The 24213-nt window shown below is 66.7% G+C and carries 18 protein-coding genes and 1 tRNA gene; 9 read left to right on the top strand and 10 right to left on the bottom strand.

Annotated features, from left to right (window positions below):
* Nucleotides 1-30: 30 nt before the first annotated feature.
* Together AC07M7_RS08360 and AC07M7_RS08355 are read left to right on the top strand one after the other, a co-directional pair.
* Entirely contained in the window at nt 31-582 is a 552-nt protein-coding gene (locus AC07M7_RS08360; RefSeq protein WP_021203354.1) for an HdeD family acid-resistance protein, read from the top strand.
* The gene (locus AC07M7_RS08355) at nt 579-1049 is read left to right on the top strand and encodes a SecDF P1 head subdomain-containing protein (protein ID WP_136639182.1); all 471 of its coding nucleotides are present in this window, start codon (nt 579-581) and stop codon (nt 1047-1049) included. The genes AC07M7_RS08360 and AC07M7_RS08355 overlap by 4 nt, the downstream gene beginning before the upstream one ends.
* 52 nt (nt 1050-1101) lie before the next feature.
* Here AC07M7_RS08355 and AC07M7_RS08350 read toward each other — a convergent pair whose 3' ends face one another.
* The 6 genes from AC07M7_RS08350 to AC07M7_RS08325 form a co-directional block, all read right to left on the bottom strand.
* The gene (locus AC07M7_RS08350; protein ID WP_495207116.1) at nt 1102-2904 is read right to left on the bottom strand and encodes an MFS transporter; all 1803 of its coding nucleotides are present in this window, start codon (nt 2902-2904) and stop codon (nt 1102-1104) included.
* Nucleotides 2905-2993: 89 nt separating this feature from the next.
* On the bottom strand, nt 2994-4109 hold the full coding sequence (gene nagA / locus AC07M7_RS08345; RefSeq protein ID WP_495207115.1) for an N-acetylglucosamine-6-phosphate deacetylase: 1116 nt from the start codon (nt 4107-4109) through the stop codon (nt 2994-2996).
* The gene (locus AC07M7_RS08340) at nt 4106-4882 is read right to left on the bottom strand and encodes a DeoR family transcriptional regulator (protein WP_014038836.1); all 777 of its coding nucleotides are present in this window, start codon (nt 4880-4882) and stop codon (nt 4106-4108) included. Before AC07M7_RS08340 ends, nagA begins: the two co-directional genes overlap by 4 nt.
* 33 nt (nt 4883-4915) lie before the next feature.
* Nucleotides 4916-6250 carry a D-tagatose-bisphosphate aldolase, class II, non-catalytic subunit gene (locus tag AC07M7_RS08335; protein ID WP_495207114.1) on the bottom strand — a complete coding sequence of 445 codons (1335 nt, stop codon included), beginning with the start codon at nt 6248-6250 and terminating at the stop codon, nt 4916-4918.
* A gap of 16 nt (nt 6251-6266) precedes the next feature.
* Entirely contained in the window at nt 6267-7205 is a 939-nt protein-coding gene (locus AC07M7_RS08330; RefSeq protein WP_164157788.1) for an ROK family protein, read from the bottom strand.
* Nucleotides 7198-8352 carry an SIS domain-containing protein gene (locus AC07M7_RS08325; RefSeq protein ID WP_295380140.1) on the bottom strand — a complete coding sequence of 385 codons (1155 nt, stop codon included), beginning with the start codon at nt 8350-8352 and terminating at the stop codon, nt 7198-7200. The genes AC07M7_RS08330 and AC07M7_RS08325 overlap by 8 nt, the downstream gene beginning before the upstream one ends.
* Nucleotides 8353-8674: 322 nt before the next feature.
* Between AC07M7_RS08325 and AC07M7_RS08320 the strand changes: the two genes are divergently transcribed.
* From AC07M7_RS08320 to AC07M7_RS08305, 4 genes are all read left to right on the top strand, one after another.
* Nucleotides 8675-12034 carry a TIM-barrel domain-containing protein gene (locus AC07M7_RS08320; protein ID WP_495207113.1) on the top strand — a complete coding sequence of 1120 codons (3360 nt, stop codon included), beginning with the start codon at nt 8675-8677 and terminating at the stop codon, nt 12032-12034.
* A gap of 132 nt (nt 12035-12166) precedes the next feature.
* Complete coding sequence (locus AC07M7_RS08315; protein ID WP_495207112.1) at nt 12167-15142, top strand: porin family protein; 2976 nt, start codon at nt 12167-12169, stop codon at nt 15140-15142.
* Between the two features lie 65 nt (nt 15143-15207).
* Complete coding sequence (locus tag AC07M7_RS08310; RefSeq protein ID WP_495207111.1) at nt 15208-16563, top strand: Gfo/Idh/MocA family protein; 1356 nt, start codon at nt 15208-15210, stop codon at nt 16561-16563.
* Nucleotides 16564-16718: 155 nt separating this feature from the next.
* Complete coding sequence (locus tag AC07M7_RS08305) at nt 16719-17126, top strand: hypothetical protein (protein WP_426354911.1); 408 nt, start codon at nt 16719-16721, stop codon at nt 17124-17126.
* 43 nt (nt 17127-17169) lie between these two features.
* On the opposite strand, the gene AC07M7_RS08300 is transcribed toward AC07M7_RS08305, so the two are convergent.
* The 3 genes from AC07M7_RS08300 to AC07M7_RS08290 all read right to left on the bottom strand — a co-directional run bounded on the left by AC07M7_RS08300 (nt 17170) and on the right by AC07M7_RS08290 (nt 20409).
* A complete protein-coding gene (locus AC07M7_RS08300; protein ID WP_495207110.1) occupies nt 17170-19047 on the bottom strand; it encodes an aspartyl protease family protein in 1878 nt (625 codons plus the stop codon).
* Between the two features lie 82 nt (nt 19048-19129).
* Complete coding sequence (locus AC07M7_RS08295; protein ID WP_495207109.1) at nt 19130-20260, bottom strand: helix-turn-helix domain-containing protein; 1131 nt, start codon at nt 20258-20260, stop codon at nt 19130-19132.
* Nucleotides 20261-20332: 72 nt separating this feature from the next.
* A tRNA-Arg gene (locus AC07M7_RS08290) sits at nt 20333-20409 on the bottom strand.
* A 149-nt stretch (nt 20410-20558) separates the two neighbouring features.
* On the opposite strand from AC07M7_RS08290, the gene ubiA reads away from it, so the two are divergent.
* The 3 genes from ubiA to AC07M7_RS08275 all read left to right on the top strand — a co-directional run bounded on the left by ubiA (nt 20559) and on the right by AC07M7_RS08275 (nt 23480).
* Entirely contained in the window at nt 20559-21452 is an 894-nt protein-coding gene (gene ubiA, locus AC07M7_RS08285) for a 4-hydroxybenzoate octaprenyltransferase (protein WP_046984146.1), read from the top strand.
* 168 nt (nt 21453-21620) lie between these two features.
* On the top strand, nt 21621-23045 hold the full coding sequence (locus AC07M7_RS08280) for a short-chain fatty acid transporter (protein WP_191850188.1): 1425 nt from the start codon (nt 21621-21623) through the stop codon (nt 23043-23045).
* A gap of 273 nt (nt 23046-23318) precedes the next feature.
* A complete protein-coding gene (locus AC07M7_RS08275; protein WP_167796845.1) occupies nt 23319-23480 on the top strand; it encodes a hypothetical protein in 162 nt (53 codons plus the stop codon).
* 54 nt (nt 23481-23534) lie between these two features.
* Here the strand turns inward: AC07M7_RS08275 and AC07M7_RS08270 are convergent, their stop codons facing one another.
* Entirely contained in the window at nt 23535-24161 is a 627-nt protein-coding gene (locus AC07M7_RS08270) for a YiiX/YebB-like N1pC/P60 family cysteine hydrolase (RefSeq protein ID WP_495207108.1), read from the bottom strand.
* Nucleotides 24162-24213: the final 52 nt, after the last annotated feature.

Here is a 24213-nt window from a genome sequence, read left to right as displayed (position 1 = left end):
TGAGGCCGGTTCCGGATCGAAGGAGTGGCCATGAATTCCCCTTTGTCTCCCTTGCTGTCGGCGGTTGGGCGCAGCTGGTGGATCCTGCTGCTGTACGGGCTCGTCGCACTGGGTTTCGGCATCGTTGCCATTGGCTGGCCGCTGTCCGCGGCGATGGCACTGGCGTGGACACTGGGCGTGATGGCCATCGTTGAAGGTGTCATCAGCCTGTTCGCACTGATCAGCGGCGGCAGCGGTGCCTCGCGTGGGTGGTTGGCGCTGTATGCCATCGCCTCGCTGGGCTTCGGCATCCTGGCGGTGATCAATCCGCTGGCCACCGCCAGCGTGCTGGTGCTGTTCCTGGCAGCGTGGCTGCTGGTGGCAGGTATCTATCGCATCGTGTTCGCGATACGCGTGCGCAAGCAGATCCAGGGCGAGTGGCTGCTGATCCTCAGTGGCGTGCTGGCGGTGGTGCTGGGCCTGCTGTTTGCGGCCAATCCGTATGCAGGCGTTGCGGTGACCACGCTGTGGATCGGCATCGGCAGCCTGCTGTATGGGCTGCTGCAGGTGCTGGTGGCATTCAAGCTGCGGAAGCTGAAGTGAGGGCTGCGCTTCCGCTGTTGCTGGGCATGGCGTTGATCCTGACCGGATGCATGCCGGGCGCCACACCCGGTGCCTGGGCAGGCAAGGATCATGCGCCACGACCCGGAGTGGATGTGCGCCTGAGCGCGGTCGATGCAGCCGGCAAGGGCACGCCGGTGCAGTGGCAGGGCGAAACCCTGGCCCTGCGCGAGCCGCCGATTGCCGGCAGCGCGGACATCGCCGATGTGCGCTACGTGCTGGACGAACGCAAGCAGCCGGGCCTGCAGATCCGCTACCGGCCGGAGGCACATCAGCGCATCCACGATGGCACCGCTGCCTTGGTGGGCCAGCGTGCGGCGCTCAGCGTGGATGGCCGCGTGCTGATGGTGGCGACCGTGCAGGGGCCATTCGGTGAATCGATGATGCTGAGCGGGTTGTCCAGCGTTGCCGAAGCGCGGGAGCTGGCCAGGCACATCACCGGCGAATGACGGGCGCGCCAACACCCCCGCGCTGCGCGCGGAGGTCGACCAAGGTCGACCGCTACCGGGCGAACCGCGCTTCGATCTCTTCCAGCGACTTGCCCTTGGTCTCCGGCAGCCAGAGTGCAGCCACCAGGAAGAACACGAAGGTGCACGCCGCCCAGAACACGAACATGCTGGCGTAGCCGTAGTGGCCCACCGTGGGCAGGAAGATGGCGGCGATGGTGGTGGATACGAACTGGTTGATCAGCAGCGCGATGCTCATGCCATTGGAGCGGATACGGTTCGGCATCAGCTCCGACAGTGCCAGCCACACGCATACGCCCGGACCGACCGCGAAGAACGCGACGAACACCAGGATGCAGGCGGCCACCGCCCAGCCATGTGCAGGCGGCGGCACCGGGCCGATGCGGGCCTGTTCGATGCGCAGCGGTGCCTGCGCAGCAGCGGCCGGGTCGGCGAACGGGTTCAGGCGCAGTTTGCGGAAGAACGCGCCGATCACGCTGTCCGGCTGCACGGTGCCGGCGCGCTCGATGCGCAGCTCGCGATCAATCAGGTTGTCGCTGCGCAGGGCGCGCACGTTGGTGAAGTCACCGTAGGCGTAGGAGACGGTCAGCTGCATCGGCCGGCCTTCGCTGTCGATGCCAGCGCCCAAGCGCTGCCACTGCGTATCGTCCAGTACCAGCTGCAGGCCATCGCCGCTGACCGCCGCCTGCAGCTGCGGCTGCACGTCGGTGCGACCGCGTTCGGCCTGGAAGAACAGCGTCGCCGCTGCCAGCAGGGCCACGCAGATACCGCCACTGCCAAGCATCAGCAGGAACTTGCGGCCCTTGCGGTCGACCAGCAGCAGTGCGACCACGGTCATCACCGCGTTGAGCAGCTTGATCGCCACGTCGGCGCCATTGGCCACCGAGCCGGACAGGCCGGCCTGGTTGAGGATGTTCACCGCGTAGGCCAGCACCGAGTTGATGCCGGTGGCCTGGGTGCAGGCCAGCACTACGCAGGCGAGCAGGAACGGCACCACATAGCGGCGGCTGAGCAGCGGGTCGCGCTTGCCGCTGCTGCTGCTCGATTCCGGCGCCTGGATCTGTGCGAGCGTCGGCTCGACCTCCGAAGCAGGCAGCACACGCTGCAGGCTGCGGCGGGCATCATCGATGCGGCCGCGGCGCACCAGCCAGCGCGGTGACTCGGACAGCCAGAAGATGCCGGCGCAGAACAGCAGGCCCGGTGCCAGGCAGGTCCAGAAGATGGTGCGCCAGGCGTGGTCCTTCACCGTGAACAGCTCCTGCGCCTGCTGCGCCACCGGCAGCGAACGCACGGCTTCAGTGGCGGCATCCACCGCATGCGCGTGATAGAGGCCGATCAGGGCCGCCAACACCAGGCCGATGGTCAGCAGCAGCTGGAACATCGCCGCGCCGCGCCCGCGTCGTTCCGGGCTGAGCACTTCGGCCAGGTACAGCGGAATCACCACGCCGATCAGGCCGCCACTGATGCCCTGCAGCAGCCGGCCGAGCAGCAACGGCGTGTAGCCCGAGGCCAGCGCCATGATCGGAATCGAGGCGGTGAACAGCAGGCCGGCCAGCAGCATCGCGCCGCGGCGGCCGATCAGGTCGGCGACCATGCCGGCGAACAGCGAGGACAACACGCTGCCGAGCAACACCGCCGCCACGACGAAGCCGAGCTGCTGGCTGCTGAGCTGCCAGGCGTGGCTGGCGGTGGCTTCAAGATAGGGCAGGGCACCGGCGATGATGCCGATGTCGATGCCGTACAGCAGGCCACCGAGGCCGCCGATGAAGAGCAGGTAACGTACGGGCCAGCGCGGGGCGGTGGAAGCGGGTACGGCAGGTGCAGTGGCTGCGGTCATCGACTCGTTCCTGGACTAACGGGATGGTGCGTGGCTGATGCAATGCGCTTGCGCGCCTTGTGTGCGGCATCCGGGCCGCATGGCCTGTGTCAGTGCAGATCGATCAATCGACCGCCCACCACGACCTGCTGCAGGCGCAGTTCGGCATCCAGCACCACCAGGTCGGCGCGGGCGTCGGGCGCAATGCGGCCGCGATCGTCCAGGCCGAGATACGCGGCGGGGAACGTGGAAACACGCTGCGAGGCGTCGGCCAGGTCCAGGCCCACTTGCACCAGATTGCGCAGCGCCTGGTCCATGGTCAGTGCGCTGCCGGCCAGCGAACCGGTGGCCAGGCGCACGCAGCCGCCGCACTTGTGCACGCGCTGTTCGCCCAAGGCGTACTCGCCATCGGGCATGCCGGTGGCGGCGGTGGCGTCGGTCACCGCGTACAGGCGCGGGATCGCGCGCGCGGCCAACCGGATCACGCCGGGATGGATGTGCTGCAGGTCGGGAATGATCTCGGCGTACTGCGCATGTGCCAGCGCCGCCGCCGCAATGCCGGGGCGATAGTGATCGACGCCGGTCATGCCGTTGAACAGATGGGTGAAGCCGGAGGCACCGGCCTGCAGCGCGGCCACGCCTTCCTCGTAGGTGCCAGCACTGTGACCAAGCTGCACGCGGATGCCCATTGCCGAAAGCGCGGGAATCAACGCGGTGTGCTCGCCGATCTCCGGAGCCAGCGTCATCACCCGGATCGGTGCCAGCGCATGCAGCTGCTGCACCAGTGCCAGCGTCGCCTCGATCGTGCGGTTCGGCTGCGCGCCAAGACGCTGCGGGCTGATGAACGGACCTTCCAGATGCACGCCGGCAATGCAGGCGGCTTCGGCGTCGGGCGCTGCCATGGTGGCGGCCACACCCTGCAGCGCGTATTCGATCTCGTCCAGCCCGGCGGTCATGGTGGTCGCCAGCAGCGTGGTGGTACCGAAGCGCAGATGGGTGCGGGCGATGGTGCGTGCCACGTCGCCGCCCTGCATCAGGTCCACGCCGGCCGCGCCATGCACATGCAGGTCGATGAAGCCGGGCAGGATCACCGGTAGCTGCAGGTCGTCAGCGCCGCTGTGGTCGTCCACCAGCAGCTGGCGTACGTGTGAATCGAAGTGGACGTGGCCACGCCGCCAACCCAGCGGGGTGAGGATGCGGCCATGCAGGGCGCGGGTGTCGGTCATGCGGTGGGCTCGGCGATGATCACTTCGATGCCCAGCCGCTGCAGCCCCTCACGGGTTGCGTCGTCAATGCCGGCGTCGGTGATGATGGCGTGGATCTGATCCAGCAGGGCGATGCGGTGCAGGCTGACGCGGCCGAATTTGGAGGCGTCGGTCAGCACCACGATACGGCGCGCACGCTCGACCATGCGGTGGTTGAGGCGGGCTTCGGCTTCATCGTGGGTGGTCAGGCCGAACTGCAGGTCCAGGCCATCCACGCCCAGGAACAGGGTGTCGAAGCTGTACGAGTTGAGGCTGGCTTCGGCCTGGCTGCCCTGCAGCGACAGCGACTGCTGGCGCAGCAGACCACCGGTCAGCAGTACGGTAATGCCCGCCGCATTGGCCAGCTCCCAGGCGATGTTCAGGCCGTTGGTCATCACCGTTACATCGCGATGCGCGCGCAGGTGGCGGGCCAGGGTCATCGTGGTCGAGCCGGAGTCGATGATGATGTTGTCACCAGGCTGCACCAGGCGTGCGGCACGCGCACCGATCGATTCCTTCAGCGGCAGGTTCAGCGCGTCCTTCTCGTGGATGTCCTGTTCCTGTGGAGGCGTGCGCACCAGGGTGGCGCCGCCGTGGGTGCGGTTGGCCAGGCCCTGCGACTCGAAGTGGGTCAGGTCGGCACGGATGGTCACCGCCGACACGCCAAAGCGCTCGACCAGATCGGCCACCTGCACCGAGCCGTGCTCGATCAGCAGCTGCAGGATCTGTTGCCGGCGGGAGCGGGTGTTGCGCATGGCCATTCTCGGTTTCGCGGGAAAAGGTAGAGATTAGCCGTTCGCAAGAACGGCGGCAGCCGAACCTGCGTTCTGCGCGCGGGTTCCGGCCTGGTTGGCGCTGCAGGCGCGGGCGTATTCGCCCAGGCACAGGCCGACGCGATGCTGCGCCAGCGCGGTGGGCGTATTGGCCAGGGTGCCCTCGCGCACGGCGCGGTACTGCTCCGGCAGATACTGGCTGAGCAGTACCAGCGGCGGCGCATGCTGTTCCAGGTTGGCGAACAGGGTCTGCACCGCCCGTACCAGCGCCGGCTCGCCCCAGTAGTAGCGGCAGCGGTCGCTGAAGGAATAGCTGCGCAGCAGGCGCAGCGCGGCGTCATCGCCCTGGTAGTAGGACTGCCAGTATTTCGGCTGCGCCAGCATCACCTCGTCCAGTACCTGCGGCAGGCGCGAGCACTGCGCGGCCGGCAGCAGCTCGGCTTCGATCGCGGCCAGCGCGAACAGCGCTTCGCGGTAGGCGAAGGTCGCCGCCGGGCCGACCTTGAGGATGGCGAAGTGGTCGCGCACCAGCGCGTGCAGGCCACTCTCGCGCTGGTAATCGGTGGAGTGCGCCTCGAACACGATGCGCGGTTGCTGTTCCAGGAAATCAGCCAGCGTGCTGGCGGCGGCCGCGTCGTACTCGTGCACGCTGCTGTGGTCGAAGTCCACGCCCGGCTGCACCACCATCGCGATCACGCGCTGCCACGCATCGCGCAGCTGCGGCGTGTCGAACGCCTGCTGGTGGATGGCCAGGGTCTGCGCGGCGGCGGCCGGCGTGGTGACCTGCAGGCCTTCGGCCAGCGAGGCTTCGCCACCGGGAATCGGCACTTCGGTACCGATCACGTAGACCGGCGGCGGCAGGCTGTGTTCGGCGGCGGTGCGTTCGGCGATCTCGGCCAGCTCGGCCGAACGCGCGGCGACGATGGCATCGGGCAGCGGCACCGGGTCATCGGCGCAGGACTTGCTGCAGTCCAGGTGGATCTTGTGGAAACCGGCGGCGACGTAGGCTTCGATCAGCGCGCGCGCGTGGGTCATTGCTTCGGCGGCCGGGCGCTTCTGCCAGGCATTCGGACCAAGGTGGTCGCCGCCCAGGATCAGCCGTTCGCGCGGGAAGCCTTCTTCATCGGCCAGCGTGCCGACGTAATCGCGGTACTGCGGCGGGGTCATGCCGGTGTAGCCGCCGAACTGGTCGACCTGGTTGGAGGTGGCCTCGATCAGCAGCACGGTGCCATGCGCCAGCGCCACGTGCATGGCCGCGCGCAGCACCTGCTCGTTGCTGCAGCAGACGCTGTACAGGCCGACGTTATGGCCGGCGCGGTGGGAAGCAAGCAGGGTCTGCAACGGGGACATGGTCAAGCTCCGGACATCAGGAAAACGAGGGTTGGCAGGCGAGCAGGGCAGCTCCACGTGCGCCACCGGCATCGCCGAAGCGTGGCGGCACGATGGGCGGTACCTGCACGCCGTTGAACAGATGCGCGGCGATGGCCGCAGGCAACTGCTGGTACAGCGGCGCATACTGCGAAAGACCACCGCCGAGCACGATCACGTGCGGGTCCAGCGCCAGCACCAGCGCGGCCAGGCTGTGGCCGAGCAGGTCGCGATGGATGTCCAGAGCCTTGCGTGCGCGGGCATCGCCGGCTTCGGCCAGTGCGATCACTGCGCTGGCGTCGGCGGCGCTGCCACCGAGGTGGCGTTCGATCATTGCCACGCCACTACCGGACACGTAGCGCTCCACGCAGCCCTGCAGGCCGCAGGCGCAGTCGATCAGCGGCAGGCCGTGGCGCTGCAGCAGGTGGCCCGGCACGCTCCAGTGGCCCCATTCGCCGGCCAGGCCGTTGAAGCCGGACAACAGGCGGCCCTGCAGGCAGAAGCCGCCACCGGCACCGGTGCCGAGGATGGCGCCGAACATGCTGGGGTAGCCATCGGCGGCGCCACCATGCGCCTCTGAGAGCGCAAAACACTGCAGGTCGTTGCCGAAATGCAGCGGGCGCTGCAGGCGTGCCTGCAGATCAGCCGCCACGCTGTGGCCGGTCAGCGCGGGAACGTTCGCGCTGAGCTGGCGGCCGCTGCGGCGGTCGCGCACGCCGGGCAGCGCAATGCCGATGGCCGCGTCACTGCGGCCCAGCGCCGCATCGGCCTCGACCACCAGTTCCACCACCGCCTGCAGGAAACCGTCGTAGTCACCCTGCGGGGTGGCCACGCGGCGGCGCCAGCTGACCTGCATCGCCGCATCGCACACCACCAGCTCGATCTTGGTGCCGCCGATGTCGATGCCGTAGCAGGCGTGGGCGATCAGCTCAGCCATGGTGGATGGTGACGCCCTTGACGACGCGGTTGACGGTGCCGTCCGGGAACGGATTGTCGGGGGTCAGCCCGAGCGCAGCCGAGCGCTGCAGCGCGAACAGCTGCGCAAAGCCCAGCCACACCGGCGCCAGCCACGGATCATCCAGTGCCGGTACGGTAAGGGTATATTCGTCATCGGCGCCGATATCCGAATGCGGGCCGATTGCCAGTACCTGGCCGGCCACGCCATCGCGGCGCAGTTCTTCCAGCAGGTCCTGTTCGTAGCGGCGCGCCAGCGGCTGCACGCTGCGCAGCACCACCACCAGGGTGTTGCCATCCAGCGTCGACTTCGGGCCATGACGGAAGCCCAGCGGCGTGTTGGCCAGCGCCAGCACGCGGCCGGCGGTCAGTTCCAGCACCTTCAGCGCGCACTCGCGTGCCAGCGCTTCCAGCGGGCCGCTGCCGAGGTAGATGATGCGGTTGAACGGGCGCTGCGCCAGCGCCGCCACCGGTGCATCCCACTGTGCCTGGCCTTCGCGGGCCAGCGCGGCAATCTGTTTCAGACGCGCGATACGCGCATCCCACGGCGAACGATCAAACACGGTCAGCGCGGCCAGCAGCATGCAGGTCAGGCTGCTGGTCATGGCGAAGGCACGGTCGCAGCTGGCCGACGGCATCAGCAGGGTGCAGGTATCGGCACGGCCGGCGCCACGACGGGCCAGTTCGCCATCGGCGTTGCAGGTGATGTCGAGGAAGCGCGCGTCATCCACGTCGCTACGCACGCGGTCCACCGCCGCCACGCTCTCCGGGCTGGAGCCGCTGCGGCCGAACGAGACCAGCAGGGTCGGGCGGTCGCGCTGCAGGTACAGCGCCGGGTGGGTCAGCAGGCTGGTGGTGTGCACCACGCGCACCTCGGCCGGCCATTGCGCATTTATCGCATCGGCCACCATTTCGGCGATGAAGCCTGAGCTGCCGGCGCCGGTGAACAGCACGCGCTGGTTGGGATCGTTGAGGCTGTCGCCAAGGAAGGCCTGCAGGCGGTCGCGGGCACGCGACAGGTCCTGTGCGAGGGCTTCCCACAGCGCAGGCTGCTGGGCGATTTCGGTAGCGGTATCGGCTCCGCCGCGGCGCTGCCAGGCGGACACATCGGAAAGCAGGGTGACGTCCATTCGGAGGTTCCAGTTGGGCCAGCGCACCATCTGCGTTTTCTTTCGAAATGTCAAACATCGAAAGTAAAAAGAAAGAAAATGGCGGAGTGACTTTTGCCACCGCGAGGTGCCCAGAAAAACGAAAGGAAGGACCGAATGCCGTATCGCACAATGCTTAACAGGCAGCTGCAAGCGCTTACACAAAGTATTGCAACGCAACAACTTTCGTTTCAATGGAATATATCTTCCTTTTTCCTTTCAATTTGTTGACATCTTTCGAATCGCTGCCCTAGAGTCGGCCCAACCGCTTTCGAAACGCCCGGTGAACGGGTTGGGAGTCCGTGTGGAAATCTGCGTTCGTCGTTCGCCACTGCTGCTGGCCCTGTTGCCGGCACTGCTGTCGGCGTCCCTGTCGGCCCAGGCCGCACCGGTCGGCAACCTGCGCTCGGTCAGCGCCAGTGCCAGCACCGACGGTGTAAATGGCTGGGACCTGCAGACCGACAACGGCACGCGCATCCGCATTGAACTGCCGGCCACCGACATCATCCGCGTGCAGGCCGGCCGCAACGGCAAGCTGACCGGTGCCGGCGACAAGGCCGCGCCGATCGTGCTGCCACAGCCCAAGGCCAACGTGCAGGCACAGCTGGAAGAAGACGCGCAGGAGATCCGCGTGCGCACCGATGCACTGGTGCTGCATGTGCAGCGGCAGCCGTTGCGCCTGCGCCTGGAGCGCCTGGACAACGGCCAGCCCACCGCGCTCTGGCAGGAACTGCAACCGCTGGATCTGGATGCGGCGCAGAGCGTGCAGGTGCTGTCCTCGCAGGCCGATGAAGGCTATTACGGTGGCGGCCAGCAGAACGGCCGTTACCAGTTCAAGGGCCGCGAGCTGGAAGTGTCCTATTCCGGCGGTTGGGAAGAGGGCGACCGCCCCAGCCCGGCACCGATGCTGCTGAGCAGCCGTGGCTGGGGCATGCTGCGCAATACGTGGAGCGATGGCAGCTACGACCTGCGGCAGAGCGACCAGGCCACCCTGCTGCATCGCGAAGACCGCTTCGATGCGTACTACTTCGTTGGCGCCGATCTGCCGAAGCTGATCGAGCGCTACACCCAGCTGACCGGCCGCCCGAACATGGTCGCGCGCTGGGCGCTGTCCTACGGCGATGCCGATTGCTACAACGACGGCGACAACAGCAAGAAGCCCGGCACCGTGCCCGAGGGCTGGAGCGACGGCCCGACCGGCACCACCCCCGATGTGATCGACAGCGTAGCCAAGCAGTATCGCGCCAATGACATGCCCGGCGGCTGGATCCTGCCCAACGATGGCTATGGCTGCGGCTACAAGCAGTTGCCGGAGACGGTGAAGGGGCTGGCCGGGTACGGTTTCCGCACCGGCCTGTGGACCGAAAACGGCGTCGACAAGATCGCCTGGGAAGTAGGCAAGGCCGGCAGCCGCGTGCAGAAACTGGACGTGGCCTGGACCGGCAAGGGCTACCAGTTCGCGATGGATGCCAACCGCCAGGCGTTCAACGGCATCCTCGACAATTCCGATTCGCGCCCGTTCCTGTGGACGGTAATGGGCTGGGCCGGCATCCAGCGCTATGCCGTGGCGTGGACCGGCGACCAGAGCAGCAGCTGGGACTACATCCGCTGGCATGTGCCGACCCTGGTGGGTTCGGGCCTGTCCGGCATGGCCTACGCCAGTGGCGATGTGGACGCGATCTTCGGCGGCAGCGCCGAGACCTTCACCCGCGACCTACAGTGGAAGGCGTTCACCCCGGTGCTGATGGGCATGAGTGGCTGGTCGTCGAATGCGCGCAAGCACCCGTGGTGGTACGACGAGCCCTACCGCAGCATCAACCGCGATTACCTGAAGTTGAAGATGCGCCTGACCCCGTACATGTATGGGCTGGTGCATGAGGCTGCGCAGACCGGTGCACCGCCGGTGCGTGGCCTGATGTGGGACAACCCGCGCGATCCGCACGCGCAGGATGAAACCTACAAGTACCAGTTCCTGCTCGGCCGCTACCTGCTGGTTGCACCGGTGTACCGCAGCCAGGCCGCCAGCCGTGGCTGGCGCCGCGACATCCACCTGCCCGCCGGCGGCTGGATCGACTACTGGGACGGCCGCCGCGTGCAGGCCGCCGCCGATGGCCGCCAGCTGGACCGCCAGGTGGACCTGGCCACGCTGCCGGTGTTCGTGCGTGCCGGTGCGATCCTGCCGATGTACCCGTCGATGCTGTTCGACGGCGAGAAACCTCTCGATGAAGTGACCTTCGACCTGTACCCGCAGGGTGATTCGCAGTACACGCTGTACGAAGATGACGGCAACACCCGCCGCTACCAGCAGGGCGAATCGAGCACGCAGCGGATCAGTGTGCAGGCGCCGGCACAGGGCAGTGGCCCGGTGCAGGTGCAGATCGATGCGGTACAGGGCCAGTACAACGGCCAGCTGGCACAGCGCCGCTATGGCCTGCGCGTGCTCAGCCGACAGGCGCCGCGTGCGGTGCAGGCCGCTGGCCGCGCGCTGCCGGCGCTGGCCGACGCGACCGCATTCAACAGCGCCAGCGAGGGTTGGTACTTCGATGCCAAGGAGCGTCGCGGCACCCTGCATGTACGCACCGCGGCGCAGGACATCCGCCAGCCGCTGCAGCTGCAGCTGGACTTCGCCGTCACCGCAGCGGCCGCCGACGATGCCTATCCGGCCGCACCGGTGCTGGGCCGCGAACTGCCGGCCGACAGCCTGCTGGTGGTCAACCGCCCGGCCGAAGAACCCGGCCATGCGCTGGAAAATGCCTTCGATGATGATCCGGCCACCTGGTTCCGCAGCGTGCGCAACCAGGCCGTGCGCACCGGTGCCCATGAGTGGGTGATCGGTTTCGGCGAACGGAAGATGATCGATGGCATCGACATCGCGCCGCGCAACGACAAGAACTGGAAGCACGGCCAGGTGCGCGACTACGAGGTGTACCTGGGCGACAGCAACGGCGAGTGGGGTGAACCGATTGCACGCGGTCGCCTGCAGCTGAAGGAAGGCATGCAGCGCATCGACTTCCCGGCCCACGCCGGCCGCCTGCTGCGTTTCCGTGTGTTGAGCGTGCAGAACCCCGAGGGCGACGGCGCCAGCAGCACCGACCCGATGGTGACTGCTGCACAGGGCAGCGCCCGCGCCTTCGATGCGCTGCAGCCGCGCGACGTCGGCCCGATCGCCTTGTCCACCTTCCATATTCTCGAACACCAGGAACCGGAGCGACCGGCCCGGCAGCGCTATCTCTCCGAGCTGCCGGTGCCGGCCGCGCTGGCCAGCCAGCTGCGCACCGACCAATCGTTCCGTGGCGACGCCGGCATGCGCATGAACGGCCTGCAGTTCCGCCGTGGCCTGGGCGTCGGCGCCAACAGCCGCATCGACCTGCGCCTGCAGGGCGGCTGGCATCTGCTGCGAGCCGACCTCGGCATTGACGACGCCTGCCGCACGGCCGGTGGCCTGCAGTTCCAGGTCTGGGGCGACAACCGCCTGCTGTATGACAGCGGCCTGGTGAAGGCGCCCGGCGTGGTCAAGCCGGAGCTGGACATCCGTGGCCTTTCCACTCTGAGCCTGCGCACGCTGGGTGCGCAGGGCAGCCAACCCGCCCAGGTCTGTGCCAACTGGGCCAATGCCGTGCTGATCGGCCAGGAGGGCGACTCCGCCAGCATCGTCGCCCCATGACCGCCACGTAACACCGCTCCTCCCCCGCCCATTCCGACTACGGCTTCACCACGACGGTGGGGGCCGTGGCCCGGGAGCGTTTTGCCCGCCGATCCACCATTCGCGCCGCACCCCTGCCAGGAGAGAACCCCGATGTTGCCCGCCCGCCACCACCGCCCCCCCTGTCGTTCGATCGCACCGTTGTCGCTGGCCATCGCCGGCGTGCTGTTGTCGGTCGCCGTTCCTGCCTTCGCCCAGGAGAGCAAGGACAAGGCCACCGACCTGGCCCGTATCGAGGTCACCGGCTCCAACATCCGCCGTACCGACGTTGAAACCGCCTCGCCGGTGCAGGTGATCAGCAAGCAGGACATCCAGAACATGGGTGCGCGCACGCTGCTGCAGGTGCTCGACAACCTGCCGGCCGCGCGGCCAGCGCAGCAGGATGCGCGCTCACTGTTCACTGGTTCCGACGGTGCTTCGCAGGCCAATCTGCGCGGCCTGGGTGCACAGGGCACGCTGGTGCTGCTGAATGGTCGCCGCCTGTCGTACTACGGTGCGCCGGCGGGCTTCCAGACCCAGTTCGTCAACATCGATGCGATCCCGGCTGCGGCCATCGAGCGCATGGAAGTGCTGACCGACGGCGCTTCGGCCGTCTACGGCACCGACGCGGTGGCCGGCGTGATCAACGTGATCACCAAGCGCAACTTCCAGGGTGCCGAGGTCAGCTTCACCAACGATACCTCCTCGCGCATCGACTCCTACGGCGAGCGCCAGGCCAGCATCACCGCTGGCTTCGGCGACCTGACCGAGAACCGCTTCAACATCTACGGCGCGGTGAACATGTACCGCCGCGATGCGATTCCGCTCAGCGATTTCTACGACAAGCGGCCCGACCAGTACTACGTCAACAACCCGAACTACCTCAACAACCTGCGCCTGGGCGTGGGCAGCAGGCCGGGCGAGTTCAACCCGGGCAGCTACTTCGCCTTCGATCCGGTCACCGGCCGCCGCGTGCAGGAAGCCGCACCGGGCTGCAAGAACGTGCTGACCAGTGAAGCGGCCGGTCCGCGTTGCGTCTGGGAAACCTGGATGAACAACGAGATCGATGCCGGCGCCAAGTCCGAGCGCAACACCGCCTACCTCAACGGCACCTTCCTGGTGGGTGAGAGCACCGAGATCTTCGCCGAGGCGACCTACACCGACATCGACCTGCGCGCCAATGGCGGCACGCCGCGCACCTACGGCACTACCACCGGCAACCCGACCAGCTGGTTCTCGCGCAACACCGGCAACAACGTCAACCAGTTCCTGTACCCGTTCCTGGGCCCGAACAACGAGTACAACCACGCAAGCCCTGAAATGAAGGCGATGATGGGCGGAGTGGTCGGCCTGAACTACCTGCTGCAGGATGCCGGCGCCAACTACTTCGGCCAGCGCAACACCGACAAGAGCTACCGCGTGCTGGCCGGTGCGCGCGGCAGCAGGGGTGACTGGAACTGGGAGACCGCGTTCGCCAGCGCGGGTACCCACTCCACCACCTATCAGACGATCAACGTCAATACCAAGGGCTTCGAGAAGGCCTTCGGTCCGTACACGATCGATCCGGGTACCGGCCGCGTGATCATCTCCGACCACCCGGCGTACAAGTTCGGCGAGATCAGCGAAGCCAACGCTGCATTGATCCGTGAAGCGTTCCCGACCTTCGACATCCAGTCGTGGACCCGCCTGCACACCCTGGACGGCAAGATCGAAGGCCCGCTGTTCCAGCTGCCGGCCGGTGAGATGCGCGCCGCGTTTGGCTTCAACGCCAGCCGTGAGACCTTCTATACCCCGGGCAACGCCGATGCGGCCAACGGCCTGATCACCCAGCAGGGTGGTTCCTGGTTCGATGGCAAGCGCAACACCTACGCGCTGTTCGCCGAGACCGTGGCGCCGATCACCGACAAGCTGGAACTGGATGCGGCGGTGCGCGTGGACAAGTACCCGAACTTCAGCGCCAACATCGCGCCGAAGATCGGCTTCAAGTACCAGGCGTTCGATCAGCTGATGCTGCGCGGCACCTACTCCACCGGCTTCCGTGCACCGAGCCTGGCCGAGTCCGGCAACGGCGGCGTGTTCGCGCAGCTGGGCGGCTACCGTGACGAGCTGCGCTGCAACGAGACCAACGCCATCGCCAACCTGCTGCTGAGGTCGCAGCGCCCGGGTGACGTGGATCTCGGCAAGAACCTGCTGAACGTCGATTGCAGCCGCACCGTGGCACGCATGACCCAGCCGAACAAGGACCTGAAGCCTGAGAAGGCGAAGATCGCTACCCTTGGTTTCGTCTACGAGCCGGCAACCTGGCTGTCGGTGTCGGCCGACTACTGGTTCATCTACCGCGACAATGAAATCGTTGCGCCGGACTACCGCCGCATGGAAGACATCATCTCCTCGTCGCGTTCGCCGATCACCGACAGCGACCGTGCCAACCTGGCGCAGCTGGCGGCGATGTGTGCCGACCCGGCCAGTGGCGTGAACTGTCCCTCGACGCTGCCAGGCTACTCCGCCGGCAACGTGGCCAGCGTGGTGGGCCAGTACAAGAACCGTGGCAAGACCCTGATCGACGGCTTCGACATCGACGCGCGCAGCCGCTTCTCGCTGGGTGATTGGGGCAACCTGAACATCGGCCTGGCTGCCACCATCGCCAACCGCAACCGCTTCTACATGGATGAAGCGAGCGGCTGGTACTACGGCGACGTGGTGGGCTACTACAACAACCCGCGCCTGCGTGCCACGCTCAATGCCGACTGGACCTACAAGCAGGTGACCACCAGCATGTTCGTCAACTACGTGGGCGGCACCAAGTGGGCCACCGACCAGGTTGATGAGGTGAGCAACAACAAGGAAACCTGCACCGGCGGCTACCTGGCCCTGCAGAAGAGCAAGTGTGATGGTGCACCGTCGTGGTGGACCGCCAACATGAGCGTCACCTGGCGCCCGGATGATGCGTGGAACCTGAGCTTCACCGTCAAGAACCTGTTCAACCGCCTGCCGTTCTACGACCCGAACAGCTTCCTGGGTGACTCCAGTGACTACGCAACGATCTTCGGTCGTGGTTACAGTGTGACCATCGGCTATCGGTTCAAGTAATTCCGTTTGCGTGACCTGGCGTGCCGGCTGCGGCCGGCACGCTGCCAAGAGGAGAGATGTTTGCCATGAAGCGTAGGGAATTCATCGCGGCCAGCGCCGCTGTCGCCGCCAGCAGCCTGCTGCCGCAGACCCCGGCCTGGGCACGTGGGCGCAAGGTGCGCCTGGCCATGATCGGTACCGGCATGCGTGGCCTGGTGCTGCTGAAGGAACTTGTGCGCCGAGACGACGTCGAGGTGGTTGCCGTCTGCGATATCGAGCCGATCATGCTCGGCCGCGCCGTGGAGATGGTCAGCAAGGCCGGCAAACCGGCCCCGAAGACCTACGGCCAGGACCGCGACACCAACGCCTGGAAGCGCCTGCTGGAACAGAAGGGCATCGATGGCGTGATCATCGCCACGCCGTGGGAGTACCACGCGCCGATGGCGATTGCCGCGATGCAGGCTGGCGTGGCAGTGGGCTGTGAAGTGGTGGCCGGCATCACCCTGCAGGATCACTGGGACGTGTTGAAGACCCAGCTGAGTACCGGCACCCCGTACATGCTGCTGGAGAACGTCTGCTACCGACGCGATGTGATGGCCGCACTGCAGATGGTGCGCCAGGGGCTGTTCGGCGAGCTGGTGCACCTGCAGGCCGGCTACCAGCACGACCTGCGCGGCGTGAAGTTCAATTCCGGTGACCCGAACCAGCCCTACGACAGCGGCGTGGAGTTCGGCCCCAAGGGCTGGAGCGAAGCACGCTGGCGTACCGAGCATTCGGTGGAGCGCAATGGTGAGCTCTACCCCAGCCACGGCATCGGCCCGTGCGCGATGTACACCGGCATCAATCGCGGCAACCGCTTCACCCACATCAACGCCTTCGCGACCAAGGCGCGCGGCCTGCACGAATACACCGTGGCCAAGAGTGGCGGCACCACGCATCCCAGTACCAAGGTGAAGTTCAAGCTGGGCGACATCGTGACCACCACGCTGGCCTGCGAGAACGGCGAGACCATCCTGCTGCAGCACGATACCTCGCTGCCGCGCCCGTACTCGATGGGCTTCCGCGTGCAGGGCACCAAGGGCCTGTGGATGGATGTGAACCATTCAATCCACATCGAAGGCCGCAGCCCACCGCACCAGTGGGAAGAGTTCAAGAAGTACCAGGACGAATACGAACACCCGCTGTGGAAGCAGAATGCCGACACCGCCGCCAGTGCTGGTCACGGTGGCATGGACTGGTTCGTGATCCATGCGTTCGTGGAAGCGCTGAAGGCCAAGGCGCCGATGCCGATCGACATCTACGACGCAGTGACGTGGAGCGCGATTACCCCGTTGAGCGAGCAGTCGATCGCCAACAGTTTCCAGACGCTGGAGTTCCCGGACTTCACCGCCGGTGCGTGGAAGCAGCGTAAGCCGATTTTTGCGTTCGACGGCAGGTATTGATCCGCTCTCTGTAGAGTCGAGTCATGCTGGACTGTTTTGAACACAACGCCGGGCACTGCCCGGCGTTGCTGTATCTGGGGCCCCCCTGCCACGCCCATGCTAGGCTCGGATACGTACCTGGCAGATGACGCCAATCGGTGGAGAGGAGCTTCCGGATGCGCGTGCTGACCTTCACGTGTCCACTTTGCGGCGCTGCCGGGCAGCGATTCCCGCTGCTTTGCGCATCGAGACGGCAGGCGAAGACGGCATGCAGGGAATGTGGCGTGGTGCTGCGCTCGGATCCCCGCTTGGGCCTGCATACGCTCTACCTGCTGTATACGCAGATCGTCGTGCTGCTGGCTGCATTGCCCATGATCTGGGCCTATGCCTCGGGTAGATGGTTCTGGTTGGCTGCGATCTGGGCCGTGGTGTTGGTGTTGTCCTGGTTCCCCGGCGTGATCAGGCACGCACGAAGTCCGATCGTGCGCGCCTGCCGGGATCCCGATTACAGCTATGCGCGCAGGCCGGGCGGACCATCCACCGGCGGCACCGCAGAACCGGCGCAGCGCAGCCGCATTCAATGATGGCTATCGATGGATGTTCTACTGTGTTCGCATCGGTCCCAGCTCAATCGGCAGGCCAGCGCTCCTTCACCCGGTCCGCCAGCGCCAGTTCGGTATCCACCTGCCGGCCATCGCGCAGATAACGGATGCCCACGCGCGTTCCGACCGGGCGCTCGCGCAGCAGCGCACGCCAGTCTCCCAACATCTGAGAGGCAATCGGCTCTCCCGCAATCATGACGATGCGATCATCCTTGCGCAGCCCGGCGCGTGCACCGGCGCTGGTCGGCGCTACATCCGCTACCCGCAATGCGTCGTTCTCGGCCTGCAGCCACAACCCACTGCGGTCGAAGGCATCCGGCTGCGTACTTTCGGCATTGGGCACCAGATAGAGGCGCTTGGCGTCGTAATCGATGCCCATGGAGAATCGGCGCAGCACGCCACCGCCCAGGATCGCACCGTAGTCGGCCAGGGCCAGCGCGCCTTTGTCGGTGGTGGATAGATCACCGACCAGGCCGCTGACCTTGATGCTGCCCATGCCGAGCACACCGAGCCGAGCAGGTTGCGCGCGGCCCGGACCACCGATGCCCCACCCAAGGACCGCCTCCTCACTGGCGCGGTACTTCTCCAGCAGATGATGGGTGAGCACGAATGGGCTGCTCAGGCTCAGCGAGTTGCGTGAGCCGGTGTCCAGCCACAACCGCAGCGGGATGCCGTCCAGTTCGCCGTTCAATACCGGCGCGCGGTCGTCCTGCTCGAACGGCAGCACCACCGCGTTGGCAGGTGGCTGGTAGTGGCCAGGCCGGGTGAAGCTGAGCACGCGCGCGCCGTAGTCGAAGGTGGTGACGAAGCGCAGGAAGGTCTCGTAGCCGATGAAGCCATCGTGCGGCACGCCCATCGAGTTGATCTGCTGGCCGAGGTCGATGATGTGGAACACCGGGTTTGCAAGGTGCGCGCCACCGATGCGCAGGTGGCGGGCCTGTGCCAGGCCCAGGTCGCTGGCGTTGTCGCCGGCACCATGCACGCTCAGGCGACCCGCCGTGGTCAGCCCCAGTCGCTTGGCGGCGGTCGGTGTCAGCAGGTTGATGGCGCCGGTATCCACCAGGAATCGCGCCGGCTGGCCGTCCACTTCGGCCTCGACGTAGACATGGTTGTTGATCAGGTCGAACGGGACGCGAGTGGTGCCTCTGGCATCCTCGATGTAGCTGTCGTCGGCCATCGCTGGTGGTGCATACAGCCCATCCGGCACAGGGAAATCCACCCGGTAGCGCTGCACCTGCACGTCGCTGCGCAATCGTGGATCGGCACGGCCTTGGGCATCGAGGGTGTCGGTGATGATGCGATGGGGCAGCAGCAGGCCATCGACCGCCCGGTAGTCTTCCAGCGTGGTGGCGGTGGGTGTGCGCGCGGAGGCGATGACCACCCGGCCGAGCAGGCCACTGCGGGTGTCGAACCAGAGTTCGATCGGGTCCGCGCCCTCCGGCTTCGTGGCCAGGACGGTATAGCGCCGGCCATTCAGAGCCTCGGTGCGGGGCGCGGCAAAGCGCGAGGCGGGATAGGCGCTGGACCAGTAGGCGCGGGTGGCCAGCCACGCCTGCGTGCGCGCGGTGCGGCGTGGCACGGTGCCGTCCAGCAGGCCGACCTCGCCGCCATAGTCACGCCGCCAGGACAGCTGGCCGTCGAACCCCTGGGCGACGGTGAAGGCTCCCAGCTGCGCCTGTTCGGCATAGCGACCGGCGCGCAGGTCCTGGTTGAGCTGCCAGCGCCCGTGCAAGCCACCGAGCGACTGCTCGCCCTCAGCCTGCAGGCGCTGTACCGACAGCCACGGCTCGCCGCCACTGGCTGCACGGGCCCGGGCCAGCACACCCGCCGCATCCCCCACCGCAGCCTGCACGGGAACCGCCAGCATCCACAGCAGGCCGAACATCATCCGTTGCCATCGCATCGCATCACCTTCTTCGTCGGGTCGAGCGCTGATGGCAACGCAGCGGCGGGCGTCGTTCGACCGGGCGTGAAGGATTGGACGTTCAGCCGGACGTGGCGCGGCTGCGGCGGTACTCGCTGGGCGTCTTCCCGGTGGCGCGCTTGAACGCACTGTTGAAGGTGGACTTGCTGCCGAAGCCGGCGGCAAGGCCGATGTCCAGCACGCTGCGTGGGTCAGCCGGGTCGGAGAGGAAGGACTTCGCGGCCGTGATGCGGAAACCGGTCACGAACTCGGAGAAGCTCTGGCCCAGACCTTGGTTGAGCGCCTGCGAGACCTGGTTGGGTGACCAGCCGCTGTGCTGGCTCAAGCCCTGGAGATCGAGTCCCGGGGCCTCATGCAGGCGTTCGCCCTGCATCAATGCGGTCAGCGCGCTGGCGATGGCCGCGCATTGCGCCGCGTCGATGCCCGAGCGCTCGTAGCGTGCGACAGCGACGTCTTCGATGGGCGCGGGGATGAGATTCCCCATGCCCGGTGCTGCGATGCTCATCGGTGCGCGCAGCTGCTGGCGCACTACGTGGCAGGCCAGCAGATACATGCCGGCGGTGGTCAGCAGACTGAGCCCGATGCTGGCCAGCAGTGGAGCGGCATCCGGCGGCCACCGGTTCATCGTGCTGGCAAGCCAGCAGCCCGCCATCACGATCGCCAGCCCGCGCAATCCGCTGTGTTGGATGGCGGTTCCGCGCGGAGACGAAGACGTGCGCAGTGACAGCCACAGCGTGGCCAGCAGGTAGGGCGCGCCCTGCAGCAGCCAGCCATGGAAGCTGAGCTGGAACAGCACCTTGCCCAAGGGCGAGGCCTCGAAAGGCGCAACAGCGTTCAACAGGGAAATGACGAACGCGAGCATTGCCGGCAGCAGATGCGCGAGCGGCAGCAACGATGCGCGGTCCGGCGCAGGCGCCAGCAGCGCACGCGCATGGCCGTACAGCAGCGGGCCCAGAAGATAGACCAGCGGCACTTCGATGACCCGCAACCAGCGTACGGCATCGGGTGAGAGCCAGGCCTGGCCACCCAACAGCACCAGTCCGAACAGGTTCGCGGCGGCGAAACAGGCGAAGAAGGTGGTGAGCAGGTAACTGCCACGCCGAGCGCGGCCGAAGCTCACTCCGGTGGACAACGCGGCCAGGCCGAGAATCGCAGCGCCTGCCGCCAGCTTCAGCAGATCCGGTGGCGTCATGCGCGCAGTGTTGATGAAGCACGCGACATCGTCCAGCGCGGGCTGGCAGCGTGCAGGCAACAATAGGGGAGATGGCGCGCCCGGAGGGATTCGAACCCCCGACCAATGGCTTCGGAAGCCACTACTCTATCCGGCTGAGCTACGGGCGCGTTGTAGAACCGCCGCGCCACCGACCAGTGCCGGGGCGGGCATCGCAGCGCCATGAGGCGGTGCGGGACCGGCATTCTATCCAGTTTCGCCGAACAAATCTCCCCCCATGGGCAAAGCCCTGCAAGAGGGGCAGGAGTATCCTATCGCCATGGCTGATACCCCCCTCACTTCGCCGCAGTCGCCGGCGACGCCGCGTTGGCGGCATTACTGGAGTCTGATGCGCGCTGATCGCCCGATCGGCACGCTGCTGCTGCTGTGGCCCACCTGGTGGGCGTTGTGGTTGGCCGCAGGCGGCCTGCCGCCGCTGTGGACCCTGTTCGTGTTCACCGCCGGCGTGTGGCTGACCCGCTCGGCCGGTTGCGTCATCAACGACTATGCCGACCGCTGGCTGGATCCGCACGTGGAGCGCACCAAGGCGCGCCCGCTGGCCACCGGTGCGATCAGTGGCCGCGCTGCGCTGGCGTTGTTCGCCGTGCTGATGCTGGTGGCGTTCGGCCTGGTGTTGACCCTGAACGGCCTGACCATTGGCCTCAGCTTCATCGGTGTGTTCCTGGCCGCCAGCTACCCGTACCTGAAGCGCTACACCCATCTGCCGCAGGTCTACCTGGGCATGTCGTTCGGCTGGGGCATCCCGATGGCGTTCGCCGCCGTGCAGGGCGAGGTGCCGCTGCTGGGCTGGCTGCTGTATGCCGGCAACATCCTGTGGTCCACCGCCTACGACACCTGGTACGCCATGGTCGACCGCGAGGACGACCTGAAGATGGGCTCTCACTCCACCGCGATCCTGTTCGGTGACCTCGACCTGGTCATCCAGGGCGTGCTGTACGCACTGTTCCTGGCCACCATGGCGCTGGTCGGCGTGCGTGGCGGGCTGGGTGGCTACTACCTGGTGGGCGTGGCCGTGGCCACCGCGCTGGTGGTGTACGAGTTCTGGATCTGCCGCAACCGCGAGCGCGGCCCGTGCTTCAAGGCGTTCCTGCACAACAACTGGGTGGGCGCCGCGCTGTTTTCCGGCATTGCCGTGGATCTGGCGCTGCGTTGAACCCAAGGTGAGGTAGAGCCGGCCGCTGGCCGGCTGCACCCGTGCGTAATCTCGAGGTTGCCGGCCAGCGGCCGGCACCACCGCCACCGGCCACCTACGACCAATAGGTGGCTGACAGCCCGCACCCCACCGCCCAGAATCGAGCCATCGAACCTGGGAGGGTAGGTGATGGCCTCGACGGCAGCAGTACAGGACGGCTGGATGGCGCGCGCTGCGCTGCGCTCGGCCGCCTGGGCGGAAAAATGGTTCCCCGATGCGTACGTGTTCGCGGTGCTGGGCGTGGTCATTGTCGCGCTGGCGGCGATGAGCTTCGGCTCCACCCCGCAGGCTACCGCCAGTGCCTTCGGCGACGGCTTCTGGAGCCTGATTCCCTTCACCATGCAGATGGCCTTCGTGGTCATCGGTGGCTATGCCGTGGCCACTGCACCGGTGGTCGCACGCTTCATCGATTTCCTTGCCCGTGTGCCGCGCACCGGCCGTGGTGCGGTGGTGTACGTGGGCCTGGTCAGCATGCTCGCCTCGCTGCTCAGCTGGGGCTTCTCGCTGGTGTTCGGCGGCCTGCTGGTCCGCGCGCTGGCTCGCCGCACCGAGCTGCGCATGGACTACCGCGCGGCCGGTGCCTCGGCTTATCTCGGTCTGGGTGCGGTGTGGGCGATGGGATTGAGCTCGTCGGCCGCGCAGCTGCAGGCCAACCCGGCCAGCATGCCGCCGGGGCTGGTCGAGATCACCGGCGTCCTGCCGTTCACTGAAACCATTTTCCTGTGGCAGTCGATCGCACTGACCGCGGTGTTGATCCTGGTCTCGTTGCTGATCGCCTGGCTGACCGCACCGGCCGCCGGCAGCGCCCGTACCGCTGAAGACTTCCCCGGCGCTGCGCAGGCCGAGCCGGAACCACTGCAGCGCCGCACGCGCCCGGGCGAATGGCTGGAGTACAGTCCGCTGCTGACCGTGCTGCTCTCACTGCTGGCGTTCGGCTGGCTGTTCAACGAGTTCGCCAACAAGCCGCTGGTCACGGCCATCGCCAACCTCAACACCTACAACTTTCTGTTCATTTCGCTGGGCCTGCTGCTGCACTGGCGGCCGCGCAGCTTCCTCAACGCGGTCGCCAAGGCGGTACCGAGCACCACCGGCGTGCTGATCCAGTTCCCGTTGTACGGTGGCATCGCGATGATTCTCACCCATGCTGCCGGCGGCGATGGACAGACGCTGGCGCACCGGCTGTCGAGCCTGTTCGTGCACGTAGCCAGCACCGATACGTTCGCGCTGGTGATGGGCGTCTACTCGGCGGTGCTGGGCTTCTTCGTGCCCTCCGGTGGCGGCAAGTGGATCATCGAAGCGCCATACGTGATGCAGGCCGCCAACGAACTGAAGGCACACCTGGGCTGGGCGGTGCAGGTCTACAACGCGGCCGAAGCGCTGCCGAACCTGATCAACCCGTTCTGGATGCTGCCATTGCTGGGCGTGCTGGGCCTGAAGGCGCGCGACATCGTCGGCTTCACCTTCATCCAGCTGCTGGTGCACATTCCGCTGGTGCTGGGCCTGCTGTGGCTGCTGGGCATGACCCTGGCGTATGTGCCGCCGGTGATGCCCTGAATGGAGGGTAGGCTTCCCTGCGTGCGTTGGGAAGCCAACCTCGTTCAGCGCGTGTTTCCGGCTGCGAACGCCATGAATGCGTGCACCGTTGACGACGGCATGAACACATGCCGAACCCGCATGAATCCTTCAGCCGCTTGTGCCACAAGGGCTTCTGCGTGTTCATTCACAGGCGTACACACAGATGTAGCCGCCCCCCCACGCGTGATTAACCATTTGCTGCAGACGATGGCCACGTCCACCGCATTCCGCGAGTGGCTTTGGAGATCGGACATGGCACAGCAGAACCAGAACCCGAACCAGAAACAACAGGGCCAGCAGAACCAGCAGGATCAGCAGCAGGGTCGTGGCCGTGACCAGCAGCAGCAACAGCAGCAGGAACAGCAGAAGCGCAACCAGAACCAGCAGCAGGGCGGCAACGACGAAGAAGAATGACCGCGCCGTGCATGCGGAGTGACCGGTGAAGCCCCGCCACGTGCGGGGCTTCGCTTATTCCAGCACGCCAATGCGCTGCAACACCGGTGCCGCCGACATGTCGTTGGGATTGCTGCCGGGCTGATCCTGCGGCACCTCCATGCCCATGCCGCGATACAGGTCAATCCAGTGCTGGGAAATCTCCCCGGTCTGCGGGTTGCGGAAGTTCATCGGCTGCAGCGCAAACACGTGGTGCGCACGGAACGCACGTTCGATGAAGTCCGAGCAGTAGTAGCTGTCATCGTTCAACACATACGACGTGTTGTACGGCTTGCCGAGCATCGTGCGCGCGGTGGCGATTGCATCCTTGATTGCCGCCTGCTGCGGTGCGCGCAGGCGATAGACCACGATCTGCCGCTGCTTTGCTCTCGCGTCCTGGCGGAGCTCGGACAGCGATTGCCGCCGCGATCCCTTCTCGTCGGCATGCAATACCTCCCAGCCCTTCGGCGCGGAAGCGACCAGCGCGACATGATCGAAGCTGGGCGCGCTCTGCTTGCCGGTGGCATCGTCGATGGCGGCGCTGAGGCCGCTGCGGCCGGCGGTGACGAACAGCAGGTCGCCCTCGTGGACATCGACGGCCATCGCCACGGCCGGCCACAGGGCGGGCAACAGCAGGCCGATCAGGAGCAGGAGGCGGTGCATGGAATTCTCGGACAGGCGGAATGCCGGAATTGTAGGGTGCGCGGTAGCATGG

This window comes from Stenotrophomonas sp. GW821-FHT09E08, from assembly GCF_059416125.1.
The sequence above is the reverse complement of the archived record's forward strand: the minus strand, read 5'-3'. Positions and strand labels throughout refer to the sequence as shown.